The sequence below is a fragment of the Nostoc sp. C110 genome (genome assembly GCF_043099725.1).
Taxonomy (GTDB): domain Bacteria; phylum Cyanobacteriota; class Cyanobacteriia; order Cyanobacteriales; family Nostocaceae; genus Nostoc; species Nostoc muscorum_A.
This window is the reverse complement of record NZ_CP171148.1, coordinates 478,378-503,883: the sequence shown is the minus strand read 5'-3', so window position 1 is coordinate 503,883 and position 25,506 is coordinate 478,378. Positions and strand designations below refer to the sequence as shown.

Genomic DNA, 25,506 nt, shown 5'->3' with positions numbered 1-25,506 from the left:
ACTAGACATGATATGACTATGCAATTACCACTTTCTTTTTACGAAATTAGTGAATTAATTTTTTTGACAGTTGCTTTAACTGTTTTGACGCGCTTAATTATTTATCTACTGAAAAGAGCCTGGTATAAGCAAAAATGTAAATTAGTATGGACACCCATTGATGTTGTTGAGCGCCGTAGCAACCTCTCATATCATGAGTTTATTAAAGAGTATGCATCTGTTGGTAAACCTGTCATTATAACTGATGTAATTCAAGACTGGAAAGCCATAACCAAATGGACTTTAGATTTTTTTAAATCGGAGTGTGGGTCAATCGAGTGTGCTGTAAAAGAAGATAAAGATGAAGTTGAGGGGTTGATGACTATTGCTGATTACATTGATTACATTACAATTGGTAACAGCGACAGACATTTATATTTAGCTAACTGGTTTATTTCTGATCATCCTCAGCTTTTAGAGGACTACAAGGAACCAATTTATTTTCCAAATTGGTTACAAAGGCTGCCAAGAAAGCTGCTAAAAAAATATGAATTAGATAACCCTGAACTATTTATAGGCCATAAAGATACATCGATAGGTCTTCACAAAGATCCAAATAATGGTTCTGCATGGTTGGGAATGATTAAAGGGAGAAAACAAATAGTTTTATTTACACCAGATCAAGAAGAATTTTTGTACTCTGGAAAAGTTAATGTTTTCAACCCTAATTTAGAAAAATTTCCACTATATTCTAAGACAAATTCGATAGAGATCATACTAGAAGCTGGAGAAATTTTATACATTCCACCAAATTGGTGGCATCATGTGAGGAATCTTGAAAATACTATTGCAGTGGGAAGTCTCTTACTAAACGAGTTGAACTCAGAATTATTTTTCAAATCAATTACTGAAAAAGATTCGCTCAAAGGTCATCTTTTACCATTAGTTTTAGAATTTCCGTGGCTTGGCAAAACTTTATTTGCTATTGGCGTGATTTAAACTTCCTGCCAATTTTGATATTAAAATACCACATCAATAATCATTACTTTATGAAATTACCAATTTTCTCGTCTGACATTACTAAATGGATTGTTGTAACAATTATATTAATTATTGTTATACGATTATTTATCTATATCCTAAAGAGAACATGGCGCAAGACTAAATGCAAATTATCATGGACACCAATTTCTGTAGTTGAGCGTCGTAGCAACCTTTCATATAATGAATTTGTACATGAGTATGCGTCTGTTGGTAAACCCGTCATTATTACTGACGTAATAAAAGACTGGAAAGCTATGACAAAGTGGACTTTGGATTTCTTTCAAACGGAGTGCGGTTCAATCGAATGCTTTGTGAAAGAAGATAGCACTAAAATTGAAAAGATCATGACTATTGCTGATTACATTAATTACATAACTGCTGGTAATAGTGATAGACGTTTATACTTGGCTAACTCTGGGGTTGTTTCTGATTATCCTCAGCTTTTGAAAGATTATGATGATCCGATTTACTTCCCAAATTGGTTACAACGTCTGCCAAAAAGACTTTTAAAAAAATATGATTTTGACTATCCTGATATATTTATTGGTCATAAAGATACATCAATAGGTCTTCACCAAGATCACTATTATGGTTCCGCATGGTTAGGAATGATTAAAGGAAGAAAACAAATAGTCTTATTTACACCAGATCAAGAAGAGTTTTTGTACGATGGTAAGATTGATATTTTCAAACCAGATTTAAAAAAATTTCCACTTTATGCTAAAACAAATCCTCTAGAAGTCATATTAGAAACAGGAGAAATTCTATACATTCCATCGGGTTGGTGGCATCATGTAAAGAATATCGAAGTCAGCATAGCTATTGGAAGCTACTTACTAAATGAGTGGAACTCAGAAATGGTTTTCCAATCAATTACTCAAAAAAACCCAATTAAAGGTCATCTTTTCCCATTAATTTTGGAATTTCCCTGGCTAGGCAAAGCTTTATTTTATCTTGGCATTATCTAATATTTACTTTAAAAAGATTAGATAAATATACAATTTCCTTTAGGTTTCTATTAAGTTATAGCCAACTTTAAAAAGGGCTTGCAAGCAACAGGTTGTCTTGATCTATATTAAATATAGAATCCAACATGCTGAAGTTTTGATAATATCAAGATCAATCCTAAAATCAAAAAGTTATCTTTTTATTGAGGTATACTATGGTTAAACAATCTTTGAAAATAACTCTTGTGTTGCTATCAATCAAAGTATTAAAGATATTTTTTCCAAAAGGAAACATTCATCGTTTTGAAAGCGCACTCAAGTTCTATATAACTTTATCACAGGAGTCTACTGCTAACTATGCTCAAAAAATGAGTACTTTTTTATATCCTGGCATTACTCATAAACCTTGGTATGAGGCACATGAGTATAATATTTTAACTTTTGTGCAAAACCAACTTCAACAACAATTTAATGACATCGAAAGTGAATGGTTAGCTTATTTTTTATCTGGGTGTAATATTGTTTCTAGATTTAATGCTAACAATCTTTTTACATCCCTCAAAGAAGACGATTGGAAAGCTTACTTATTATGGGAAAAGGGTAATTTTACACAAATAGGTCTTTCTCATTTTCCTAAAACAGTTGATATTTTATCTAAGTTGGAACCTTTTTTATATCCTGTCGGACATATAGAGTTTTATGTAATGAAACCTGGAGTTGTCTTACCACCACATACGGATAATATCAATACCTCCTTAACATGTCATTTAGCGATCGTGATTCCAGAAGATTGTGGGATAAAAGTTGGCGGTAAAACACAAGGTTGGATTAAAGGACAGACTTTATTTTTTGACGATAGTTTTGAACACGAAGCATGGAATAAAAGTCAAGAGGAGCGAGTAGTACTCTCATTAGACTTATATCATCCTGAACTGACAAAAATTGAAAAAACTCTATTGCAATTTGTGCTAAAAAATTTAAATTCTTCATTTGAAGAAGATGTCGTAAATAAAATACAAGATACACAGTACAAAGAAAACTTCTTGGATAAGCAAGCGCTCTAAAATGTATAGAATGAGAACGTTAATCAACGCCAAAATTACATTTGTTTTGTTGCATATCAGGTTTGGCGAATATGAGTGACCTTTCACAACGGATTGCTGGTCTTTCCCCAGAGAAACTTAAGCTTCTTGCACAACGCCTTCAGAAGAAAAAAGAAAGCGTATTTTCACAACCACAAATAGTTCCTCAAAGTCGAGATTCAAACTTATTTCCTCTATCTTTTGCCCAGCAAAGGTTGTGGTTTATCGACCAATTACAACCTGGAAATAGTGCCTACAATATCTCTCAACCCATGCGTATTGTCGGATCGCTAAATGTGGGGGCACTAGAGCAAAGCTTTAACGAAGTTGTGAGACGGCACGAAGTTTTAAGAACTACATTCAAAGTAATTGATGGACAACCTCTACAAGTCATTACTCCCAGTTTCAGCTTTAAACTACCAGTAGTAGATTTACAAGAACTTTCTCAAGAGCAGAGAGAGGCTGAAGTTTTGAGATTGGCGAGTGAGGAAGCCCAACAGCCTTTCGACTTAACCAAAGTGCCTTTATTACGAGTTACTTTACTGCAACTAGCGGCAGCAGAATATGCATTATTGTTGACTATGCATCATATTGTGGCTGATGGCTGGGCTATAGGTGTGCTGATTCACGAAATCGCAACTTTGTATGAAGCTTTCTCTATTGGCAAACCATCACCCCTCTCGCAACTATCCATCCAGTATGCAGACTTTGCTGTGTGGCAAAGACAGTGGTTACAGGGAGAGCGTTTAGAAACTCAACTTGCTTACTGGCAAAGGCAATTAGGCGGTAAACTACCTGTTGTAGAATTCCCTAGCGAGCGATCGCGAGCGCCTATCCAGACTTTCTCAGGAGCTAGAGAAACTCTAGTTCTACCCAAAACTTTATCTGAGAAGCTAAAAGCTCTGAATCAGCGCCAAGGCATCACACTATTTATGATTCTGCTAGCGGCTTTCCAGACTTTGCTGCACTGCTACACTGATCAAGAAGACATTGTTGTTGGTACTGATATTGCCAACCGCAATCAAGCCGAGACTAAAGAATTGATCGGGTTTTTTGTTAACCAGTTAGTCTTGCGTACAGATTTATCAGGAAATCCTACTTTTGTAGAGTTATTAGAACGAGTCCGCGAGATGACTTTGGAAGCTTATGCTCACCAAGATTTGCCCTTCGACAAATTGGTAGATGTTCTGAATCCAAAACGGGAGTTGAACCGTACACCGTTATTTCAAGTCAAGCTTGTTTTGGAAAATACCCAAACCCCATCTTTGGAACTTCCAGGCTTAACTATCACATCTTTGAAAGTCGAAAACAAAACGGTGCAGTTTGACTTGCTGTTAGAGCTAAACGAAACAGATCAGGGACTATTTGGTGTATGGGAATATAACACTGACCTATTTGATCGGGACAGTATTGTTAGGTTATCGAATAATTTTGCAACGCTTTTAAATAAGATTGCCACCCATCCAGAAAGTAAATTAAGTGAATTAAAAATAGTTCTTAATGAAGTAGATAAGAAACAGCATCTTGCTAGAGAAGAAGCTTATAAAAATACCATCGGACAGAAATTAATCAACGTTAAACGTAGAGCAAATAACAGATAATAAAAATCATGACGAAAATGGAATCTCTAGGATATGTAAGACGGAAAGCTGTTAATATATCTACAGAAGAATTAATCAAAACTGAATTTCTTCAGCCAGACTCTAACTTTCCTTTGGTGATTAAGCCTAGTGTGAAGGGTGTAAATCTAGAAAACTGGGCTAATAATAATCAAGAATATTTGAAATCTGAATTATTAAAATATGGAGCGGTACTTTTTCGTGATTTCAAAGTTAATTCTATAGAAGAATTTGAGCAAATTATCGCAGCGATTTGTGGAGAAGCGATGGAATATCGGTATCGGGCATCTCCACGAACTCAAGTAGCTGGGAGAATTTATACTTCAACTGACTACCCTGCCGATCAAAGTATTTTTCCTCACAATGAACACGCCTACTCGCCTACCTTTCCGTTAAAAATCTTCTTTTTTTGTATGAGTCCAGCGCAAGAGGGAGGGGAAACCCCAATTGGTAGCTGTCGAAAGGTTTTTGAGCGAATTGATCCAACTATCCGCGATCGCTTCATTGAAAAGCAAGTTATGTATATGCGTAACTTTGGTAATGGATTTGGTCTTCCTTGGCAAACTGTATTTCAAACAACAGACAAAAATAAAGTAGAAGAGTATTGCAAAAATAATGGAATTGAGGTTGAATGGAAAGCAGATAATCGTTTAAGAACTCGACAAGTTGGGCCAGCCATTCTCAAACATCCTCAAACAGGTGAAATGGTCTGGTTCAATCACGCAACTTTTTTTCACGTTTCCACATTGGAACCAACGATACGCGAATCGTTATTGAAAAATTTGCCAGAAGAAGATTTACCAACTAACACATATTATGGAGATGGTTCTGCAATTGAACCATCAGTATTAGCTAGTTTGCAAACTGCCTATCAAGAAGAAATGGTCACTTTCTCTTGGCAGAAAGGAGATGTATTGATGCTGGATAATATGTTATCAATACATGCTCGTAATCCATTTATTCCTCCCAGAAAAATTTTAGTGGGAATGGCTGAACCTTATACACCCTCAAGTATTTAACTAACATTAAGGTAGCAATATGCAAGTAGTAGAAAGTATCGAGGGGTTTAGACTTTCGCCTCAGCAAGAGCATTTATGGTTGTTACAACAAATTGATCAAAGTTGGGCATATCGTAGCGATTGTGCAATTTTGATTGAAGGAAGTATTGATCTCAATAATTTAGAATTGGCATTGCAAGATGTTGTCAATCGCTATGAGATACTCCGCACCAATTTTATTTGTCTACCTGGAATGACTATTCCAGTACAGGTAATTACAGATTGCAAAGTTATTTTAGAGAAAAAATCTGATATTACTAATTTGACTCCTCAAGAACAAGAGGCAAAGATTGAGTTAATATTTCAGGAAATAAAACAACAAACTTTTCAGTTTGAACAAGGTTCGATTTTACATACATCCTTAGTAAATATTTCACCAAAACAGCATTTATTGCTTATTAGTTTACCTGCTCTCTGTGCAGACAGAGCAACCTTTAATTGTCTAGTAAGAGAACTAGCTACTTCTTGCTTAGGAAAATTCGATGAAAAATTATCTAAAGAACCACTCCAGTATGCAGACTTTTCAGAATGGCAAAATCAAATATTAGAAGCAGAAGAAACGAAAATAGGTAGAGAATATTGGCAACAGCAAGACTTCTCTACTATTGACACTTTTCAGCTTCCTTTTGAAAAGCATCTCTCTGAAAAACAGATATTTCAACCAAAATTAGTAAATTCAATCATTACCCCGAAACTGGTAGCTAATATCGAAACATTAGCTCACAAGCATAATACTTCTGCTTCTACCTTTTATCTAACCTGTTGGTTGATTTTACTCCAGCGACTAAGTGGACAATCCGAGATGATCGTCGCCAGGGAATTTAATGGTAGAAAATATGAGGAACTTCAAGAAGCATTAGGACTATTTGCTAAATATTTACCAGTTCATTGTCATTTAGAAGATAGTTTCAAATTTAGTCAAGTTTTGCAGCAAGTTCATGAGTCGGTAGAATCTATCCACAAATGGCAAGAGTGTTTTACTTGGGAACAAATACCAGATATTTTGCCTTTTTCTCCTGTGATTTTTGATTTTACAGAAGAAGCTCCAAGGCATTATGCAGGTAATATATTATTTTCTATTTTCAAGCTTGATAGCTGTACTGAGCGTTTCAAAGTTAAGCTTTCTTGTAGACGCGAAAAGGATTTTTTAAGTACAGAATTTCATTATGACTGTAATCTGTTTTCTCCACAGGATATTGCAGGGTTAGCAGAGCAATTTCACAAGCTACTAGAAAGTGCAGTACATGAGCCAGAAGCTGCAATTGGTGAATTAGAAATTTTAAGCGATCGCACACTCAATCAACTTCTCTTTGGGTTCAATCAAACTCAGGCGGATTACCCACAAAATAAGTGCATTCACGAGTTATTTACAGAGCAGGTAGAACGCACTCCCAACAACATTGCTGTAGTATTTAACAATCAGGAACTAACTTATGCTGAACTTAATGCGCGTGCAAATCAATTAGCTCATTATCTAAAAGATTTGGGGGTAAGTGCAGAAGTATTAGTGGGAATTTGTGTAGAGCGTTCCTTAGAAATGCTTGTAGGTATTTTAGGCATTCTTAAAGCTGGTGGTGCTTATGTTCCCCTCGATCCTCACTATCCCCAAGAGCGCTTAAGCTTCATGCTAAAAGATACTCAGGTATCTGTATTATTGACACAGCAGTATTTACTAGAAGGCTTACCTAAGCACGATACACAGACAATTTGCTTAGACACAGAATGGGAAGCAATCGCACAACAGAGTCAGAAAAACCCCCTGATAACTATATCTACTGAAAACTTAGCTTATATAATTTATACTTCTGGCTCTACTGGAAAACCGAAAGGAGTTGCGATCGCACATCGTAACTTAGTTCATTCCACAACTGCACGTATTGCCTACTATCAACAAGCTGTGAGTAACTTTTTGCTACTCTCATCCTTTGCTTTTGATAGCTCTGTTGCAGGTATTTTCTGGACACTTTGTTGTGGCGGAACTCTACACTTACCAGAAGAAGGTTTACAACGAGAAGTACCTAAACTTATAGAATTAATTTCCCAAAATAGTGTTTCCCATTTATTAAGCCTTCCTTCTCTATATGCTTTAATTTTGCAACAAGCAAAACCAGAAAATTTAAATTCTCTTCGTGCTGTCATAGTTGCAGGTGAATCTTGTCTACCAGAATTGGTACAACATCATTCTCAGTTTCAGCCGGAAGTATCTTTATTTAACGAGTACGGCCCGACAGAAGCAAGCGTTTGGAGTAGCGCATATTATTGTCATAGCGCAGAAACAGGAAAGCAAATATCTATTGGTTCTCCCATACCCAATACGCAAATATATATACTGGACTCTCATTTACATCCAGTTCCTATTGGTATTCATGGCGAAATTTATATTAGCGGTGAAGGTTTAGCTAGAGGTTATTTAAATCAATCTGCAATTACATCTGAAAAATTTATTCCCCATCCCTTTAGTAAAAAACCGGGAGTGCGTTTATATAAAACTGGCGATTTAGCAAAATATCTACCTGATGGCAATATTGAGTTTTTGGGACGTATTGATAACCAAGTAAAAATTCGTGGCTTCCGAATTGAGTTAGGTGAGATTGAAACAGCACTGAATAAGTATCCTGGAGTACAAGAAACAGTTGTTATTGCTCGTGAAGATGTACCAGGAAAACGATTAGTTGCTTATGTAGTTCCCCAGCCAAAATCAGCCCTTACAGTTAATGAACTACGCAGCTTTTTAAAAGATAAATTACCAGAATTCATGATACCATCGGCTGTAGTGCTGCTAAAAAAATTACCTCTAAGTGCCAATGGTAAAGTTGATAGAAAGGCACTACCCGCACCAGAGGAAGTTAGATCGGATTTGATAGGAGATTTTGTTCCTCCTCGCACCTCTGTAGAAGAAATGCTAACTCAAATCTGGGCTGAAGTCTTAAAAATTGAGAAAGTCAGTATTTACGACAACTTCTTTGAATTGGGTGGACATTCTTTATTAACAACTCAACTACTTGCCAAAGTTAAAGAAGCTTTTAACTTGGATATCTCTTTACGCAGTTTATTAGAGAAACCCACTGTAGCGGGTTTAGCAGAAAATATTGATCGAGTTTGTCAAACAGAAATTGATTACCCACTTTTGGATCTCAAAGCTGAAGTCATTTTAGATCCAACAATTGTTCCTGAAAATGCCGTTAAGTTTATTCCTCAACCTAGTGCTATTCTATTGACTGGAGCAACGGGCTTTTTAGGATTATTCTTACTAGCTGAACTTCTACAACAAACCCAAGCAGATATTTATTGCTTAGTTCGTTATAAAAATATTGAGGATGTCCATAAAAAACTGCAAACTGCTCTGAAATCTTATGGAGTTTGGAACGAAATTTGGAGTTCCAGAATCATTCCTATTCTTGGAGATTTATCAAAACCACTTTTTGGTTTAAAAATTGAAAGCTTCCAACAATTGGCAAGTACTATTGATGTTATCTACCATAATGGTGCTTGGGTACATCATATTTATCCCTACTCTATTCTAAAACCTACAAATGTACTGGGTACACAAGAAATTCTGAGATTAGCTAGTCAAATAAAAACTAAACCAGTACATTTTATTTCTAGCTCTGGTGTTGTCTCTTCCAAAATTGAATCTGGAGCCAAATTAGTCCGAGAACAAGATAGCCTAAATGAAAACGAATTTCCTAGTAATGGATACTGTCAAACTAAATGGGTAGCTGAGAAGTTAGTACAAACGGCGATTGAAAGAGGAATTCCTATCTCTATTTACAGACCATCACGTATATCTGGACATAGCAAAACTGGGGTCTTTAATAGTAATGATTTTCTGTACAAACTGATAATAGGCTGTGTGCAATTGGGAAGTGCGCCAGATATAGACATTCGAGAGAATATAGTTCCTGTAGATTATGTCAGTAAAGCAATAGTTAATTTATCGAAACAGAAAGAATCTTTAGGTAAAACTTTTCACTTAGTGCATCCTCAAACTCTCCACTCAAATACACTTATCGACCATATTCGCTCATTGGGTTATGCAATTGAACAAAATTCTTATGAGCAATGGCGAGAGAAATTACTCAATGTGACTCAAAGCTCCTTTGAACATCCTCTATATTCATTAGTACCATTTTTTCCAGCAAGACAAGCTGAAGAAGAAGACTCAAACTCAGAATTTTTACAGCTTGATAATCAAAATGTCATCAATGGATTAGTAGATACTTCCATTACTTGTCCTCCAATAGATAATCAATTACTCAGCGTTTATTTTTCCTATCTGATTAAGCAGGGGTTTTTGGATAACAAAGTTTGTAACTGATGAATAATTAAAATTTTTGCAATAGTTTCAGGAGTGATATTTTATGATTTCAACAACTCGTTACGATGACTATGATGTTCTTGCTCGCATATATAACGAAGATTGGGCATCAGGAATTTTTCAGGAAACATTACCAGTTTTAGAAAAATTGTTACTACCCGATTTAACTAAGGAAGCGCATATTCTAGACCTTTGTTGTGGTACTGGACATTTAGCACAACAATTACTCAAACATGGTTATAAAATCACAGGGATTGATGGCTCTGAGCAGATGTTAGATTATGCTCGTGAGAATGCGCCAGAAGCGAAACTAATCCTTGGGGATGCTCGATTTTTCGACCTACCAGCTACCTTTGATGTAGTAGTTTCAACTACTGGTTCTCTAAACTATGTGATGAAACTTGAAGAATTGAAGCATGTATTTAATAATGTTTATAATGCACTAACTAATAATGGGATATTCTTGTGCCATTTCTTTTCAGAAGAAGAATATAGCTCGAATTGGAACGGCAAAATTGCTGGTGATGTAAAAGATGATTATGCCTGGTCTACAAAAAATATCTATAATTCCGAATCAAAATTAGGTCAAATTTATCTAACTGTATTTTCATTAGTAGAACAAACTTGGCAGCGTTTAGATAAAGTTATTTCCGAAAGCTGTTATACCAAAGAAGAAATTATATCGGCTTTAGAAACTGCTGGATTTAGCGAAATTAGCATTTATGATGCTTGTTGTGATTTAGAAATACTTCAAACTCCTGGTAGTACTTATTTTATTTGCCACAAGCGATTATAAATTTAATACTTAGTTCTGTAAACTTACTAAATTTTAAGAGAAAATTACATGAATATACAACCAGTTGCATTACATCAAAAATCTGATATTTTAGCCGAATTATTAGCCAAAGCAGGGCTGACAAATCAGCAGCAAAAGTATTTACAACATTTTATCAATAGCTATAGCGATCGCACCAAAACATCTAAACATCTTTCCCAATCTTATCGCCCAGTTCTCTCTGACGATAAAAACTTAGGAGAGTTCAATTTACTATTCAAAGAAATGTATTATCCCATTGTTGCTAATCGCTCTATGGGTTCCAAAATCTGGGATGTAGATGGTAATGAATATGTAGATGTAATGATGGGGTTGGGCATCAATCTCTTTGGTCATAATCCCTCATTTATTAAAGAGGCTTTAATCGCACAACTTGAGCAAGGAATTCAAATTGGCCCCCAATCAGAAATTGTTGGTGAGGTAGCTGAGTTAATTTCTCAACTTACAGGAATGGAGCGGGTTTGTTTTAGTAATACTGGTACAGAAGCAGTAATGACTGCTATCCGTATCGCCAGAGCGGTTACAGAACGCAAGAAAATCGTTATATTTTCAGGTTCTTATCATGGTCATTTTGATGGCACTTTAGTTAACGCAAATAAGGCAGAAGATAATCAATATGCCATACCCTTAGCGCCTGGAGTATTACAAAACTTTGTGAGTGATGTTTTGATTTTAGATTATGGCAATCCTCAATCATTAGAAGTTATTAAAGCATATAAGCAAGAATTAGCAGCAGTTTTGGTAGTTCCTGTGCAAACTTCTAGACCGGCTTTACAACCAAAAGAATTTCTCCAGAAATTAAGGAAATTAACACAAGAATCTGGAATTGCCTTAATTTTTGATGAAATGGTAACAGGGTTTCGGATTCATCCTGGTGGCGCACAAGCTTATTTTGATGTACAAGCAGACATAGCCACTTATGGAAAAATTGTTGGTGGTGGGATACCAATTGGGGTAATTGCCGGTAAAAATATTTATATGGATGCAATTGATGGGGGAATGTGGAGTTACGGCGATGCTTCTTACCCTCTGGTGAAAAAGACGTTTTTTGCAGGTACTTTTTGTAAGCATCCGTTAGCATTAGCTGCTGCAAAAGCTGTATTAAAGTATATGCAGAATTCGGGGCCTTCTCTACAACAAAATCTGAATGAACGAACAACACAATTTGTTAAGGCTTTGAATAATTATTTTGCAGCCGATGGAATACCGCTACAGATGGCAAATTTTGGCTCACTATTTGGTTCTGCATCTTTAGAGATTTCTGGAGGAAATTCTACTGCTTCAGTAGCAATGAGCTTATTGAAATACCATCTTCTCGACAGAGGAGTTCACTTATTAGGTGTAAGTGGTTATTTATCAACAGCCCATACAGATGAAGATATTAACTACATTATTCAAGTTGTTAAGGATAGCGTCAGTAATTTGAGAGAAGGAGGATTTATATAATATTAAGCTGTAGCATTAAAAACAAAAATAGCTAAAAAATAATTTTTTAATTTTTGAGCTTTCAATAGGTAAATTAACTGTTTAATGGTGTTTAACGTATGGCAACCATAGCATTTTGTATTTTTAATTATCAAGGTGAATTAAATAGTACTTTAAAACTAGCAAAAAAATTAAGTTTACTTGGGCATCAAGTTTTGTATTTAGGGTTGCCAGATTATGAGGAAAAAGTTTGTAGCTACGGATTTAAATTTCTGCCAATTCTAGAAAGATGGTTTCCCAAAGGATTTATTCAACAGATAGAACTTAACAATTCCAATTCAAACAAGCTTCAAATATTAATAAATCAGTTAAAATATAAAAAGCTTTTAAACTCTTTAATTAATTCATTAATTAAAGGAGAAAATCGAGAAATACACACCACACTGAAAATAATTAACCCTAACCTACTGGTAATAAGTACATACGAAGAACTATATTCTACTTTCATAGGAATGATAGCCTATGAATGCCAATTTAAGAGTATTTATTTTACGGATATGTTTACCTCGTTACCATTCTCAAATGAGCTAGAAAAGGATAAAATTACAAATTTTGACAATAATTTTATTGCTAAATTGTTTAACTTAAAAAGCAAATATATTTATCAAAAACTACTCCAAACAAGCAAAAAAATTATTGCTTTGTTGAGTAAAATGGATTTTTCTGAGGAAGATTTGATCACAAAGTTTGCAATTAGCAGGAAAATTCCTATCGATTTATTAGATTTATCTCAAGCAATACCTTTAAAGTTAACACATCTGGTTTTATGCCCAAAAGAATTAGATTTACCTAATATTTTAAGAGAAAAATGCTATTATGCTGAAGCTTCAATAGACTTACAAAGAGAAGAACCCTCTTTTGTCTGGTCAAACCTGGATAAAAATAAATCTCTTATTTATTGCTCTTTAGGAACTACAGTGAACACTTTTTCTACTTTAGGTATAAACAGAATTAAACAATTATTTCAAAATGTGATTGATGCTGTATCGCTTAAAAATGAATATCAATTGGTCTTATCAATAAGCGATTATATTAGTGTTGAAGACTTTCAGTATATACCTGAAAATATAATAGTTGTTAACAAAGCACCACAATTAGGACTTCTTAAGAAAGCATCTATAGCAATTATAGCTGGAGGAATAAACACTATTAAAGAATGCATATTTTGTGGAGTACCAATGATTGTATTTCCTGTATGGGCTGACCAACCAGACAATGCAGAAAGAATTGAATATCATAGTTTAGGTGTAGTTGCTGATGTCAATAAGATATCTACTAATCTTATTGTCGATTTAATTGAGACAATAGAAAATGATTTGTTATTAAAACAGAGATTAAAAATATGGGGAGAAAAATTTCAGGATATAGAAAAATCTGGGAGGGCGACGCAGTTTATCTTAGAAATGTTAGAACAAAGTCAATATATTTAATAAATAAATTGAGTTAATACGGACTAAAAACATGAGTTATTACTTACAAGGAATCGACTCTTACGATAGAGCTAAATATGTAGATCAACATAATTATAGTGAAGCGATCGCTTTTTATAAGCGAGGCATTGAAACTGATCCTAGCCTGATGTCTAATTATTGGCATATATGCTTGGCGCTACTACTTCAAGGAGAAGAATCAGAGGCTAAGGCAACTTGGTTATCACTGATAGAGCAAGCAGATGATATAGATAAAATTAACGCTTGGACACTAGAAATTGTTGAGTTACTAACGGCAGAAGCTACAAAACGCGAAGCTGTTTCAGACTTTGAGTTTGCTCAAAAAATGCACGGTTATGCTGCCATCGCACGAGGTGAAGCATGGAAAAAAGTCAAAGGATATAAGTTTACAACTGATTGGTTTATTGAAAATCTTCCAACCTGGGAACAGTATTTAATACACTTAGCTAATCAGCCTGAAATTAATGTTCTAGAAATCGGTAGTTGGGAAGGTATGTCTGCTTGTTGGCTTTTAGATCACATTCTCACTCATGAATCATCAAGGATCACGTGCATAGATACCTTTGAGGGAAGCGTTGAACACAAATTTGAATATGACGACAGTTATATTCAATCTGTTGAGGAAAGATTTGATTTCAATATTTCTCAAACCAACGCTTTAGAGAAGGTAACGAAAATTATTGGTAACTCGCAAGATGTAATGCGATCGCTCCCTTTAAATAATTACGATATCCTTTATGTTGATGGTTCACATTTAGCGGCTGATGTCCTCACTGATGCTATTTTGGGTTGGGGACTTGTCAAGGTTGGAGGCATCATTATTTTTGATGACTATGATTTTCAATTCCATGATAGTGTAAATACCGAACAAGACACAAAAATTGGCATAGATGCTTTTTTGAAAGTATTTTATAAAAAAGTCAATATAGTTCATCAAGCTCATCAAGTTATCGTTGAGAAGACATGAGATTAAAAGGTATATTTTTTAGATAAAAATGCTTTACTAATATACATTTTCAAATTGTAAGAAAATCTAAATAATCAATTATCAGGTAATAAAGATGTATCAAAATGAAACGGAAGACATCACAATTTACAAAGTTGTAGTAAATCACGAAGAACAATATTCAATCTGGTTTGCCAACCGAGAAAACCCCCTTGGCTGGAGAGATGTGGGCAAAACTGGTCTCAAGCAAGAATGCCTTGAATATATTAAGGAAGTCTGGACAGATATGAGACCTCTAAGCCTCAAGCAGAAAATGGAAGAATCTGCTAATTAGACTTAGGCATTATTTGGAGTAAGCCTATCTAGAAAAATCGACAGTCTCAATTATTAGGGATTATTCACCAGTCCCCATTCATTCACTCTAATGTTTATTAGCAAAATAAAGTTGCTTGGTTTTATAGGTTTAAAGCCGTATGGCAATAAACACTATATCTTGAGAGTTTTACCCTTTTTATTCGCGCTCATCTTTGTTTTAGTAGTAGGAAACCAAAGCCTTAGCTCTTCACCAAAAACAACTGAAATACTTTGGGATACTTATGGTGTACCGCATATTTATGGCAAGGATAACCAAAGTGCCTTCCAAGCTTTCGGTTGGGCGCAGATGCAGAGTCATGGCAACCTGCTTTTGCATCTCTACGGTCAAGCACGGGGAAGGGCTGCCGAATATTGGGGAGAAAAGTATCTAGAATCAGATCGTTGGGTACAAACTATGGGAGTACCAGAACGATCGCACTCTTGGTATTTGGCCCAAAATCCGAAGTTTCGTCGTTATCTTGATGCTTTTGCCAGGGGAATTAACGATTATGCTGAGAAACACAAGGATTTGATTGCTGATGAAGTTGAAATTGTCTTGCCAGTCAAAGGCGAGGATGTGCTGGCTCACCAAATGCGGGTACTGAATTTCACTTTTATTGCCAATCCAGAAGAAGTTGCAGGTGTTAGTCAGCAGCAGCCAAAACCAGGATCTAATGGTTGGGCGATCGCACCATCACATTCTGAAAATGGTCATGCTATGCTTCTGGCTAACCCACATCTACCTTGGTCAGATTTATTTCTGTGGTATGAAGCACATATTACTGCACCAGGAATTAATGCTTACGGGGCAACACTGGTAGGAATTCCCGTTTTAGCGATCGCCTTTAATGATAATTTGGGTTGGACTCATACAGTAAACACCTATGATGGCTGGGATAACTACGAACTCAAACTAGCCGATCGTGGTTATCGCTTCGATGGTCAAGTCCGAGCCTTTAAGACAAAAACCCGATCTTTGAAAGTGAAGCAAAAAGACGGTACACTGCGCTCACAAAAACTTGTAGTGGAAAGTTCTATCCACGGGCCAGTCATATCACGAAAAGATGGTAAAGCTGTGGCACTGCGTGTTGTGGGTCTTGACCAACCTGGTGTACTACAGCAGTGGTGGGATATGGCACGTTCCCAAAACCTCACCCAGTTTCAAGCTGTCCTGCAACGATTACAACTACCGATGTTTACAGTGATGTATGCAGACAAAGAAGGGCATATTATGCACCTCTTTAACGGTCAAGTACCAATTCGTCAACAAGGTAATTTTGAATACTGGCAAGGTTTAATACCTGGTGATACATCTAAAACCTTATGGTCAAAAACTCATTCATATCAGGATCTACCGCGCGTAATTGATCCAAAAAGCGGTTGGTTACAAAATACAAATGACCCACCTTGGACAACAACGTTTCCCCAGGTTCTCAATCCAGATAATTATCCGCCTTATATGGCACCACGCGGGCCAATGGAGTTTAGATCGCAACGTACTGTGCAGATGTTAGCAGAGGATGACAAAATCTCTTTTGATGAGATGGTTTCCTATAAACATTCAACACGTATGGAACTAGCAGATCGCCTTTTGGATGACTTGATTCCAGCAGCCCGGAAGTACGGAAGCGAATTAGCTCGTCGATCAGCTGATGTACTGTCAGCTTGGGATCGACAAACCAATGCAGATAGCCGAGGTGCAGTACTATTTGCTGCTTGGGTAGATGCGATAGACTTCGATAATGTATTTAGCAAACCCTGGAGTGAAGACTCTCCACTGACTACACCTGATGGCTTGGCTAATCCTGAAAGTGCAGTCACAACACTCTTAACTGTTGCAGCTAAGGTAGAAAAAACCTATGGAAACCTAGATGTAGCATGGGGAGATGTTTTCCGGTTACAGTCTGGTGATGTGGATTTGCCTGCAAATGGTGGCGATGGCGGACTTGGTATTTTCCGAGTTCTCAATTTTGTTCCACTACCAGACGGGCGCTTCAAATCTGTTTCTGGTGATTCTTATGTTGCTGCGATTGAATTTTCTCAACCTGTAAAAGCGATGGCGCTTACTAGTTATGGTAATGCAACTCAACCAGGTTCAGCCTCTGCGGGCGATCAATTGAAATTGTTTGCCCGCAAGCAGTTGCGGCAAGTTTGGTTCTCACACCAGGATGTTCTATCCCATTTGGCTGAACGCAAGGTATTTTAAAATTCAACTTAGTAGCCAATACTTTAGGACTAGCCCTTTCAAGGTAGGTAAAAATATTCCTCTTTAATCTTTTTACTCTGTGTTCTCTGTGCCTCTGTGGTTATAAAAATTACTTTTAAACCGCAGAGGCACAAAGAGCGCAGAGAGAGAAAAAAAGAGATTTTACCAGTCACCTTGAAAGGGCTAGTCCTATACTTGTTGGATTTGGGGGAAAGGTTTTGTATTTTACCTTTCCCCCAAATCCAACAAGAGTGCAAAAAGCACCTTTGCAAGAAGTGGAATGGATGGGATCAGAAAATCGGGCACAGATAGCGATCGCTATCTGCTACAAAAAGGATTAAATATTCGCTGCAAGAATCAAGATTTGGGAGTAGTCAAAGCCAAAAAATCCCTTTACCTCAATCTCTGACTGATGGGGCGGATCTGGGAACACTAAATGCTAAGGTCTTAAAAATTCAAAAGAATTATGATTAGCAGTGTAGTTACCATTCCCAGCTATCAAGTCAGCGAAGAACTCTACAACGGTTCTAGAACCCTAGTTTATCGAGCAGTTCGAGAGAGTGACCAACAGCCTGTAGTCATCAAGCTGCTGAAAAATCCTTATCCCAGTTTTTCTGAACTAGTACAGTTTCGCAATCAATACACGATCGCTAAAAATCTCAACTCACCCTTGATCGTCCAAACTTACAGCCTGGAACCTTACCAGAATGGTTATGCACTCGTAATGGAAGACTTTGGGGGAATTTCTCTGAAAACGGAGATGGGCGCAAAGCAACATTCACTTAGGGAATTTTTGCCCCTGGCTATATCTCTGTGTGAGACGTTAGATATTCTAATTCGCAATCGCATTATTCATAAAGATATTAAACCTGCCAATATTCTGATTAATCCAGAAACAAAACAAGTTAAATTAATCGATTTTAGTATTGCATCTCTACTGCCAAGAGAAACTCAAACTTTAATCAGTCCCAACGTATTAGAAGGAACACTTGCTTATATTTCCCCAGAACAAACTGGACGAATGAATCGGGGAATTGACTATCGCACAGATTTTTATTCTTTGGGTGTAACTTTTTACGAACTACTGACAGGGGAATTACCATTTCAATCAGAAGATGCGATGGAATTAGTACATTGTCATATTGCGAAAGTACCGCCTTTTCTGCATCAGATAAATCCAAAAATTCCATCTGTACTAGCAGAAATTATCAAAAAATTGATGGCGAAGAATGCAGAAGAACGCTATCAGAGTGCATTGGGACTGAAGTATGATTTAGAAAAGTGCTTGGTTCAATTGAAGGAAACAGGCAAAATTGAGACTTTTCCAATTGCTCAACGGGATATGTGCGATCGCTTTATTATCCCCGACAAACTCTATGGCAGAGAAGCAGAAATAGAAACCCTACTCAACGCATTTGAGCGCGTCAGTAAAGGGACAACCGAAATGATGCTAGTAGCAGGCTTCTCTGGAATTGGGAAAACTGCGGTTGTCAACGAAGTTCATAAACCTATTGTTGGGAAACGTGGTTATTTTATCAAAGGCAAATATGACCAATTTAATCGCAATATTCCCTTGAGTGCCTTTGTGCAAGCCTTTCGGGATTTAATGGGGCAATTATTGAGTGAAACCGATACCCATTTACAAAAGTGGCAGGATAAAATTATCACAGCTTTGGGTGAAAATGCTCAAGTTATTATTGAGGTCATCCCAGAACTAAAACGAATTATTGGTTCTCAACCTTTGGCTACAGAACTATCTGGGATGGCGGCTCAAAACCGCTTCAATCTGCTGTTTGTGAAATTTATTCAAGTTTTCACTACACCAGAACATCCCTTAGTGATGTTTTTGGATGACTTGCAGTGGGCAGATTCAGCATCACTGAAGCTGATGCAGCTACTCATGGATCAATCCCAGAGAGGCTATCTGTTACTACTTGGGGCATACCGAGATAATGAGGTCTTCCCCGCACATCCTCTAATGTTGAGATTAGATGAGATAGGCAATGCTGGAGCTAAAATTAACAAAATCACACTCAGTCCACTGTGTCAAGTAAGTGTGAATCAATTGTTAGTAGATACTCTCAATTGTCAATCGGAAGTAGCACAACCATTGATGCAATTGGTGTATCAAAAAACCAAAGGTAATCCCTTTTTCACTACTCAGTTTCTGAAGGCACTGCATAAGGATAATTACATTCAATTTAATTCTCAAATTGGGCATTGGCAGTGTGATATTGCCCAAGTTAAGCAACTAGCGCTGACAGATGACGTGGTGGAGTTTATGACAAAACGGTTGCAGAAACTAACACCAGCAACTCAGGAAGTTTTGAAACTAGCGGCTTGTATTGGTAATCAATTTGATTTACATATATTGGCAATTGTTTACCAACAATCCCCAACCGAAACCGCCGCCGCATTATGGACAGCATTAGAGTTCGGCTTGATTTTGCCAACTAGCGAAGTTTATAAGTTTTATGCCGGGCACGAAAATCAAGCAACTAATCAGGAAATCGCTCATTCTGTAACATATAAATTTCTGCACGATCGCGTCCAACAAGCCGCATACTCACTGATTCATGAAGATCATAAACAGATAACCCATGTTAAAATCGGCCGCCTGTTGTGGCAAAATACCCCGGAAGCTGAACTAGAAAATCAGATTTTTGCGATCGCTAATCAGCTAAATATTGGGCTTGAACATTTCCATCAACCTACAGAACGTCATGAACTCGCACAGTTAAATCTCATGGCTGGAAAAAAGGCAAAAGCTTCAACTGCATACAGTTCAGCAATTGCTTATCTGAAAACAGGTATCCAGTTACTACCATTTAACCCTTGGGAATCTGACTACAATCTGACCTTAAGCTTGTATAGCGAAGCCAGCGAAACCAGTTTTCTATGTGGCGAAATTGACGCAATGGAAGATTTCGCCCAGGAAATTTTACAACACGCAAAAGCGATCGCTGATACAGCTAAAGTTTATGAGGTAAAAATTGAAGCTTACATAGCACAAGGAAAATTTTTACTCGCTATCGATACAGGTATGCAATTTTTGCAGTCGCTGGGCATTGAGTTCCCCCAAGAGCCAACAGATGAGGATTTTGTTCTGGCTTTGCAAGAAACTGAAGCTAGCTTAAGTGGCAAAACAGTTGCTGAATTGGTTGATTTGCCAGAGATGCAGAATCCAGAATTACGTGCAGCCTTGCGTGTTTTAGTTAAAGTAACAACTCCTGCTTATATGGCAAAACCTGAACTTCATCGTTTGGTGGTGCTAAAGAAAGTTGCTCTTTCTGTAAAATACGGAAATACTTCCGCTTCTGCCTTCGCTTACTCAGGGTATGGACTCATGCTTTGTGGTCAACCAAGCGGTATCTCAACAGGTTATGAATTTGGGAAGTTAGCCTTGCAACTGCTGTCCAAGTTTCAAGATCGGGAACACGAAGCAAGAGTCCTCGTAGTCGTTCATCTTTGTGTCGCCCATTGGAAAGAGCCTGTAACAGCAATGCTCCAGCCATTACTACAAGCTTATACCAGTGGGTTAGATAGTGGAGATTTGATTTATGCTAGTTACGCTGTCCACCTTTATTGCTTGCAAGCTTACATTGCTGGTCAAGAATTAACCAAATTAGCTGATGAATTAGCGATTTATGGGGCAGCAATAGAAAAAATTAACCAAAAACACACACTCAATTACAACAATATTTACTACCAAGTAGTCTTGAATTTAATCGAGTCAAAAACTACTCCTTGGGAATTAGTTGGCGTAGCCTACGATGAAAGGTCAATGCTGACTTTACATGAGCAAAGTAATGATGGTGCTGCTTTGTGGCATTTCTTTGTTAACAAATTGATGCTTTCTTATCTGTTTCAAGCATTGGATTTGGCAGTGGAATATGCTGCCAAAGCCAAACAATATTCCGGTTCAGGATATGCTACGGTGAATCTTCCAATATTGAACTTTTATGATTCGCTGCTGCAACTGGCTTTATTTCCGACATCGCCAGCCGAAGAACAACAGAGAATTTTACAGCAGGTAGCAGAAAATCAGGACACGATGCAACAGTGGGCAAATTATGCACCCATGAATCATCTGCATCGATTCCAGTTGGTGGAGGCAGAAAAGTATCGGATACTGGCACAAAAAACCGCAGCAATGGAATTTTACGACCTTGCCATTGCTGGAGCAAAAAAAAATGGCTACATCCAAGAAGCAGCACTTAGCAATGAACTGGCTGCCAACTTCTACCTCGACTGGGGCAAAGAAAAAGTTGCCCAAGCATACATGGAACAAGCTTACTACTCCTATGCCCGTTGGGGTGCAAAAGCCAAACTAGAAAATTTAGAACGACGTTACCCAGAACTTCTGCGAGTGATTGTGCAACAGAAAAACCTCAAATTCAACTCGCAAGAAACACCATGTAATACTGTAATATCCAGCACCTTTAATCACTCTTCAACCCAGATATCAAGTTCATCCAGCAGCGTCAATTTAGTGCTGGACTTTGGATCTGTTTTTAAAGCCTCCCAAGCAATCTCTACCGCAATTCACTTAGATCAATTAATCCAGACGCTAACTCAGATTATTCTCGAAAATGCTGGCGCTGATCGGTGTGCGTTAATTCTCTTTCAAGATGGCTCATGGCAAGTGCGAGCGATCGCCACCTTAGAAGGTACTATGTTGCAAACAGCACCTTTAGATAATCATCCTAGTGTTCCAGTCAAACTGATCCAGTATGTAAAAAACACTCTAGAAACAGTTGTAATTGACGATCTCAAAACCCATCTGCCTAGTGTGATTGGGGAATATATGCGCCAGCATCAACCTAAAAGCGCGCTGTGTATGCCAATTCGCAACCAAGGGCACTTACTGGGGATTTTGTATTTAGAAAATCAGCTAACAATGGGTGCATTTGTGGGCGATCGCCTAGATGTACTCCAATTATTAACCACTCAAGCGGCGATTTCCCTCGAAAATGCCCTACTCTACAATACTCTAGAGCAAAAAGTAGAGCAGCGTACCCAAGAACTCTACAGCAAAAATCAGCAATTGTCGCATACTCTCCAGGAATTACAACAAACCCAAGCCCAATTGATTCATGCTGAAAAAATGTCGAGTTTAGGGCAAATGGTTGCTGGTATTGCCCATGAAATTAATAACCCAGTCAACTTTATCGCCGGCAATATTAGCCATCTAAAAAATTATTTCCAGGACTTGCTAAGTGGTATTAGGCTCTATCAACATCAATATCCACAACCTACTACTGAAATTCAAACTTATTTCCAGGAAAAGGATTTAGATTACACAATCAAAGACGTACCAAATCTAATAGATTCAATAGAACAGGGTAGTCAACGCATTCAAAATATTGTCTTATCTCTGCGAAATTTTGTCCGCCTTGATGAAGCAGATATCAAAGCCGTAAATATTCATGAGGGAATTGAGAATACTTTGTTAATTCTGCAACATCGACTCACTAAAATTGCCATCATTAAAAACTATACCGATCTTCCAAAAGTGAGTTGTCACGCCAAACAAATCAATCAGGTAATCATGAATGTCTTGAATAACGCTATTGATGCCTTAAATGAAGCAAAAATCACAACTCCTACTATTACAATTCGTACCGAACTGAGCAATTCTCTAACCAAGAGTGTGAGCATTTGCATTGCCGATAATGGAACTGGAATTTCTGATGAAATGCAAAAACAAGTATTTGACCCCTTCTTTACAACAAAAACTGTCGGTAAAGGAACGGGATTAGGACTGACCGTAGCTTACTCTATTATGTCAACTCATGGCGGACAAATTAACGTCCTTTCTAAGTTAGGACAGGGGACAGAATTTGAGATTATTTTACCTGTCCAAGAATAAAGGTGGCAGGCAATACGGTTCGGATAAGGGAGTTCCAGTTAAAAAAATATCCAGGGTCAAAACGCTTGCCAGATAAGGAGGTGACGGATAGCGCTGACACAGCCATTCTAAGAATTTCATATTGCCTCAGTGACTAATTTTCCCCTTTATACTCCATTGGGGATTCATGGCAAAGAATTCAAAAAGATAAAATTATAAAGAACTGTCAGAACGTAATCATGTCAGCTATCCAAACAACTGTAGTTATTGCCATGACGGTCGATGGAAAGATTAGCTCCGTAGATCCTCAAGCAGGCGGTAATCCTGATGCAGCCGATCAAGCACACGTAGAGTATGAAGTCTCACTTGCTGATCTAATCCTGGTAGGAGCAGGAACGATTCGGGCTGGAGACGTAATTTTTTCAATTCGCAATCCCGAATTATTAGCAGCGCGCGAGGCTCGGGGTCAGTCTCGCCAGCCTATTGTTTGTGTTGTCTCCGGTTCCCTTGACCTATCGCTGGACTCCCCTTTTTTGAGCGAGGACATTGAGCGATGGATATTTACGACACGGGCTGGTTTGGAGCGCAGGTCTGATACAACAAGTTTGCAAAAACTGGCTGAATTAATTGATTTGGGAGATACAGACCTGGACTGGAATCGAGCCTACAGCTTGATGGCAGAGCGCGGTATTCACAAGGTCGTTGCTTTAGGAGGAGGCTATTTAACAGCATCTCTAGTAAAGGCTGGGCGAATTGACGATTGGTGGTTGACAATCTGGCCCGTCATTTATGGAGGAAAGGACGCTCCCACCCCGGTGGAGGGAGAGGGTTTTATTTCCACTGCTGCTCCTCATCTGGAACTCATCGAAACTCGTCAAGTTGGAAGTGAGTTGTTTTTACACTACCAGACGATCAAGTAAGAATGCGCTGTCATAATTAAGCTAACGCGCCTACATATTGCAATATTTTCCGTGTAGACCGTCATTTGTCATTTGTCATTTGTGTTTACCAAGGACAAAGGACAACCTCACCAGTTGATGTGCAATCTTATTTGCGTAACAGCTTACAACTAAAAAGCGCCCTCCCGAAGTGGGAGAGCGCTTTCTTATTTAGCTAATTGAGTTAATGCTTGAGAATTAACCGTTGATAGCAGGAGCGGTAAGAGCAACAGGAGCAGATTCAGCAGATGCCAAATCTAGAGGGAAGTTGTGAGCGTTACGCTCGTGCATTACTTCCATACCGAGGTTAGCGCGGTTGATTACATCCGCCCAAGTTGCAATCACACGACCTTCAGAGTCAATGATTGATTGGTTGAAGTTGAAACCGTTCAAGTTGAACGCCATTGTGCTTACACCCAAGGCGGTGAACCAAATTCCGATTACAGGCCATGCTGCGAGGAAGAAGTGCAGTGAACGGCTGTTGTTGAAAGAAGCGTATTGGAAGATTAGACGACCGAAGTAGCCGTGAGCTGCAACGATGTTGTAGGTTTCTTCTTCTTGACCGAATTTGTAACCGTAGTTTTGTGATTCGGTTTCAGTTGTTTCACGAACCAAAGATGAGGTTACTAGTGAACCGTGCATTGCAGAGAACAAGCTTCCGCCGAATACACCAGCTACACCTAGTTGGTGGAAGGGGTGCATCAAGATGTTGTGTTCTGCTTGGAACACGATCATGAAGTTGAATGTTCCTGAGATACCCAAAGGCATACCGTCAGAGAATGAACCTTGTCCGATGGGGTATACCAAGAAGACTGCGGTTGCTGCTGCTACTGGAGCAGAATATGCGATCGCAATCCAAGGACGCATACCTAAGCGGTAGGATAGTTCCCATTCACGACCTAAGTAGCAGAATACGCCAATCAGGAAGTGGAAAATTACCAATTGGTAAGGACCGCCGTTGTACAACCACTCATCTAAGGATGCTGCTTCCCAAATTGGGTAGAAGTGCAAGCCGATAGCGTTGGAGGAAGGTACTACTGCACCAGAGATGATGTTGTTTCCGTAGATCAAGGAACCTGCTACTGGTTCACGGATACCATCGATGTCTACTGGAGGTGCGGCGATGAAGGCGATTACGAAGCAAGCAGTGGCTGCTAGCAAGGTGGGGATCATGACTACGCCGAACCAACCGATGTAGATCCGGTTATTGGTGCTGGTGATCCATTCACAGAATCGATCCCATACGTTAGCGCTTGAGCGCTGTTGTAAGGTTGTTGTCATTGTTTTATAAATGCGATTATTTGCGGATGAATTAGGTAGGTTTGACTACCTGTTACACATCTTAAAGAATTTATTGCGTTTTGTAAAGTACTTTCAGAAAAAACTTTCTGTT

16 protein-coding genes are annotated in these 25,506 nt (G+C 38.0%); 15 read left to right on the top strand and 1 reads right to left on the bottom strand.

Annotation, left to right across the window (positions count from 1 at the left end):
• Positions 1-12: 12 nt before the first annotated feature.
• From ACFFRD_RS07990 to ACFFRD_RS07920, 15 genes are all read left to right on the top strand, one after another.
• The gene (locus ACFFRD_RS07990; RefSeq protein WP_392481075.1) at positions 13-978 is read left to right on the top strand and encodes a cupin-like domain-containing protein; all 966 of its coding nucleotides are present in this window, start codon (positions 13-15) and stop codon (positions 976-978) included.
• Positions 979-1,028: 50 nt separating this feature from the next.
• Positions 1,029-1,991, top strand: a complete 963-nt coding sequence (locus ACFFRD_RS07985; RefSeq protein ID WP_392481074.1) for a cupin-like domain-containing protein — start codon at positions 1,029-1,031, stop codon at positions 1,989-1,991.
• Between the two features lie 194 nt (positions 1,992-2,185).
• Positions 2,186-3,034: an aspartyl/asparaginyl beta-hydroxylase domain-containing protein gene (locus ACFFRD_RS07980; RefSeq protein WP_392481073.1), complete on the top strand. Its 849-nt coding sequence runs from the start codon at positions 2,186-2,188 to the stop codon at positions 3,032-3,034.
• A 71-nt stretch (positions 3,035-3,105) separates the two neighbouring features.
• Positions 3,106-4,653 carry a condensation domain-containing protein gene (locus ACFFRD_RS07975; RefSeq protein ID WP_392481072.1) on the top strand — a complete coding sequence of 516 codons (1,548 nt, stop codon included), beginning with the start codon at positions 3,106-3,108 and terminating at the stop codon, positions 4,651-4,653.
• Positions 4,654-4,661: 8 nt separating this feature from the next.
• Positions 4,662-5,690 (top strand): TauD/TfdA family dioxygenase, encoded by a 1,029-nt coding sequence (locus ACFFRD_RS07970; RefSeq protein WP_392481071.1) that lies wholly within the window; start codon positions 4,662-4,664, stop codon positions 5,688-5,690.
• A 19-nt stretch (positions 5,691-5,709) separates the two neighbouring features.
• A complete protein-coding gene (locus ACFFRD_RS07965) occupies positions 5,710-10,047 on the top strand; it encodes an amino acid adenylation domain-containing protein (protein ID WP_392481070.1) in 4,338 nt (1,445 codons plus the stop codon).
• A gap of 43 nt (positions 10,048-10,090) precedes the next feature.
• Complete coding sequence (locus ACFFRD_RS07960) at positions 10,091-10,843, top strand: class I SAM-dependent DNA methyltransferase (protein WP_392481069.1); 753 nt, start codon at positions 10,091-10,093, stop codon at positions 10,841-10,843.
• A gap of 48 nt (positions 10,844-10,891) precedes the next feature.
• A complete protein-coding gene (locus ACFFRD_RS07955) occupies positions 10,892-12,328 on the top strand; it encodes an aspartate aminotransferase family protein (protein ID WP_392481068.1) in 1,437 nt (478 codons plus the stop codon).
• 98 nt (positions 12,329-12,426) lie between these two features.
• Positions 12,427-13,797 (top strand): glycosyltransferase, encoded by a 1,371-nt coding sequence (locus ACFFRD_RS07950; RefSeq protein ID WP_392481067.1) that lies wholly within the window; start codon positions 12,427-12,429, stop codon positions 13,795-13,797.
• Between the two features lie 31 nt (positions 13,798-13,828).
• The gene (locus ACFFRD_RS07945) at positions 13,829-14,785 is read left to right on the top strand and encodes a class I SAM-dependent methyltransferase (protein WP_392481066.1); all 957 of its coding nucleotides are present in this window, start codon (positions 13,829-13,831) and stop codon (positions 14,783-14,785) included.
• Between the two features lie 94 nt (positions 14,786-14,879).
• Positions 14,880-15,098: an MbtH family NRPS accessory protein gene (locus ACFFRD_RS07940; protein WP_114083419.1), complete on the top strand. Its 219-nt coding sequence runs from the start codon at positions 14,880-14,882 to the stop codon at positions 15,096-15,098.
• Between the two features lie 90 nt (positions 15,099-15,188).
• Positions 15,189-17,324, top strand: coding sequence for an acylase (locus ACFFRD_RS07935; protein ID WP_392481065.1), 2,136 nt, complete (start codon positions 15,189-15,191; stop codon positions 17,322-17,324).
• A 280-nt stretch (positions 17,325-17,604) separates the two neighbouring features.
• On the top strand, positions 17,605-17,733 hold the full coding sequence (locus ACFFRD_RS07930; RefSeq protein ID WP_392481064.1) for a hypothetical protein: 129 nt from the start codon (positions 17,605-17,607) through the stop codon (positions 17,731-17,733).
• A 57-nt stretch (positions 17,734-17,790) separates the two neighbouring features.
• Positions 17,791-23,196, top strand: coding sequence for an AAA family ATPase (locus tag ACFFRD_RS07925; protein WP_392481063.1), 5,406 nt, complete (start codon positions 17,791-17,793; stop codon positions 23,194-23,196).
• A 218-nt stretch (positions 23,197-23,414) separates the two neighbouring features.
• Positions 23,415-24,095, top strand: a complete 681-nt coding sequence (locus tag ACFFRD_RS07920) for a RibD family protein (RefSeq protein ID WP_392481062.1) — start codon at positions 23,415-23,417, stop codon at positions 24,093-24,095.
• Between the two features lie 216 nt (positions 24,096-24,311).
• Here ACFFRD_RS07920 and psbA read toward each other — a convergent pair whose 3' ends face one another.
• A complete protein-coding gene (gene psbA / locus ACFFRD_RS07915) occupies positions 24,312-25,394 on the bottom strand; it encodes a photosystem II q(b) protein (RefSeq protein WP_179073349.1) in 1,083 nt (360 codons plus the stop codon).
• Positions 25,395-25,506 lie beyond the last annotated feature (112 nt).

Coding starts and splice junctions, on each gene's coding strand:
- ACFFRD_RS07975 (WP_392481072.1), top strand. CDS start 3,106: ATGAGTGACCTTTCACAACGGATTGCTGGTCTTTCCCCAGAGAAACTT.
- ACFFRD_RS07990 (WP_392481075.1), top strand. CDS start 13: ATGACTATGCAATTACCACTTTCTTTTTACGAAATTAGTGAATTAATT.
- psbA (WP_179073349.1), bottom strand. CDS start 25,394: ATGACAACAACCTTACAACAGCGCTCAAGCGCTAACGTATGGGATCGA.
- ACFFRD_RS07960 (WP_392481069.1), top strand. CDS start 10,091: ATGATTTCAACAACTCGTTACGATGACTATGATGTTCTTGCTCGCATA.
- ACFFRD_RS07925 (WP_392481063.1), top strand. CDS start 17,791: ATGATTAGCAGTGTAGTTACCATTCCCAGCTATCAAGTCAGCGAAGAA.
- ACFFRD_RS07945 (WP_392481066.1), top strand. CDS start 13,829: ATGAGTTATTACTTACAAGGAATCGACTCTTACGATAGAGCTAAATAT.
- ACFFRD_RS07930 (WP_392481064.1), top strand. CDS start 17,605: ATGGATGGGATCAGAAAATCGGGCACAGATAGCGATCGCTATCTGCTA.
- ACFFRD_RS07950 (WP_392481067.1), top strand. CDS start 12,427: ATGGCAACCATAGCATTTTGTATTTTTAATTATCAAGGTGAATTAAAT.
- ACFFRD_RS07935 (WP_392481065.1), top strand. CDS start 15,189: ATGTTTATTAGCAAAATAAAGTTGCTTGGTTTTATAGGTTTAAAGCCG.
- ACFFRD_RS07970 (WP_392481071.1), top strand. CDS start 4,662: ATGACGAAAATGGAATCTCTAGGATATGTAAGACGGAAAGCTGTTAAT.
- ACFFRD_RS07955 (WP_392481068.1), top strand. CDS start 10,892: ATGAATATACAACCAGTTGCATTACATCAAAAATCTGATATTTTAGCC.
- ACFFRD_RS07920 (WP_392481062.1), top strand. CDS start 23,415: ATGTCAGCTATCCAAACAACTGTAGTTATTGCCATGACGGTCGATGGA.
- ACFFRD_RS07940 (WP_114083419.1), top strand. CDS start 14,880: ATGTATCAAAATGAAACGGAAGACATCACAATTTACAAAGTTGTAGTA.
- ACFFRD_RS07965 (WP_392481070.1), top strand. CDS start 5,710: ATGCAAGTAGTAGAAAGTATCGAGGGGTTTAGACTTTCGCCTCAGCAA.
- ACFFRD_RS07980 (WP_392481073.1), top strand. CDS start 2,186: ATGGTTAAACAATCTTTGAAAATAACTCTTGTGTTGCTATCAATCAAA.
- ACFFRD_RS07985 (WP_392481074.1), top strand. CDS start 1,029: ATGAAATTACCAATTTTCTCGTCTGACATTACTAAATGGATTGTTGTA.